The sequence below is a fragment of the Actinomycetota bacterium genome, from assembly GCA_005774595.1.
GTDB lineage: Bacteria > Actinomycetota > Coriobacteriia > Anaerosomatales > D1FN1-002 > D1FN1-002.
Genome location: VAUM01000350.1, coordinates 1 through 1,877, shown reverse-complemented (window position 1 = coordinate 1,877; position 1,877 = coordinate 1). Strand labels below are relative to the sequence as shown.

Annotated in this window: 1 protein-coding gene; it reads right to left on the bottom strand. The window is 72.0% G+C overall.

Annotation, left to right across the window (positions count from 1 at the left end; genetic code table 11):
- Window positions 1–911 precede the first annotated feature (911 nt).
- Window positions 912–1,877 (bottom strand): DUF459 domain-containing protein (locus FDZ70_09995; GenBank protein TLM68388.1); only part of this gene is annotated, 966 nt, incomplete at its 5' end.

Here is a 1,877-nt window from a genome sequence, read left to right as displayed (position 1 = left end):
ACACCATGCCGCCCACGGTCACCGTCGTCCCCCCGCCGAACGTGATCGAGGCGCCCGTCGAGCTCACGGTCCCGTCGGACGAGGTGCGCGCCCCGGACGCCCCGCCACCGGCCGTCGCCGGGCCCGAGCTGACGCCGGAGGGCCTCGCCGACAGCGCCGCGAGGCTTGCGCACCTTGCGAGCGAGGCGCGGGCGGGGACCGGGCCGGTCGCCCCCGACATCGCGGCGGCGCTGCGGCAGGGCAACCGGAACGTGCGCACGCTCCTCATCGTCGCGCTCGCGGTGGTCGCGACGTGGTGCTGCTGCTGCACGTCGCCGTGGCTCGCGCTCTTCCCAGGCGACGACGCGGCGATCGAGAGCACCGACGCCACCGTGACGCCCGCATTCCCGCCGGCGGACGTCGTGACCGACACGATCGACCCCGATGCGCTCGCCATGCCGGTCCTGCCGCCAGTCGACGCATCCGCATCGGTGCCCGCGACCGGGTCCGCCGCGGCGACGGCCTCCGGCGCGGAGCCGTACTACGTGGTCATGGCGGCGGCTGCGCCATACGACGTCACCGACGTGGTGCTCGGCACCACCTCCATGCCGGGCGGGGATCCCTACCCGGTTTCCGGGCCCGTGGAGAAGGCCGGCCTCGCCGACGTCACCCTGTCGTTCGTACTGCCCGACACCGTCGCGACAGGGACGATGTTCTCAGGCGAGCTGTACTCGGGCTCGGACGGTGCGAAGCCCGAACTGCTCGAGACCGCGGGCCCGGGAGCGCTCGACCCCGGCTCGGCGCTCGCGCGCTTCAGCGAACCGGAGGGCGGCTGGATGCCGTTCACGGTCTACGAGATCCGCCTGCTCTCCGAGGACCAGCTGATCGCGACCGCGTACTTCGCGATCACGAAGTAGCGCGCCGCCTGCGCGTCACGGCTCGGGGATTCCCCACTCGCTGCAGATGGTCGTCAGCACCGCCGACGCCATGCGGTTCGCGCCGGCCATCGTGAAGTGGATGCCGTCGTCCTTGCGCATGTCGACGAGCTTGCCACGTCCGTCCTGGAGCAGCTCCGAGTAGTTGCCTGAGGCGTCGCTGAACAGCTTCCACGAGTCCACGTAGACCACCGAGGCCGCGCGCTTCTCGGCTTGCGCCCGGTAGACGCGGTTCATCATCTCGTACTTCTTCGCCTGCTTGGCGCTGCGCGGTATCGGCAGCCCGATCCAGTACAGCCGCTGCCCGCCGGCGGTCAGCACGTCCATCGCCTCGCCGACGCGCTCGCCGTACAACGCCTCCCATTCCGGCGTGTAGAGCTTGAGCACCTTGCCCTCGTACTCGACGTCCTGGCCGTCGTTCGCGCCGAACATCGCGATGACCGCCTCGTGCCGCGTCGAGCCCATCTCCCGCCTCAGTTCGGTCGGCCAGTCGTACGCGTCGGGCCGGGAGAGGCCGGTCGCGGACCGGTAGAACCGCTTGCTCTCGATGCAGCCGGTCTTGACCGCGACGTTCACGAACGCCGCCCCGACGTCCATGGACATCGAGTCGCCGCAGATGTAGACGTCGAGCGGGTCGGCGTTGGTCGGGACGCGCGGCGCGGCCCAGCCTGAGCCGGCGGCCTTCGGCGGCGCCACGGCCGTTGGGGTGGCCGCGACGGCGCTGCCCGCACCCTCGTCGACGTCCGCGGACGCGTCCTGCGCGTCCATGAACCCCTGCGACCACCCGCGCAGGCCCTCCCACGCGCGGTCGATGCGCAGCAGGTGGTTCAGCCAGGCGGCCGGCGTGGCGGCGATGACGGCGACGGTCCGCGCCGGACCGACCTTCATCTCCTCGGCGCCCGCCTTGATCTCGTGCGCGGTGAGCAGGCCGCCGATCGCGAGCGCGATCACGATCGCCTCGAG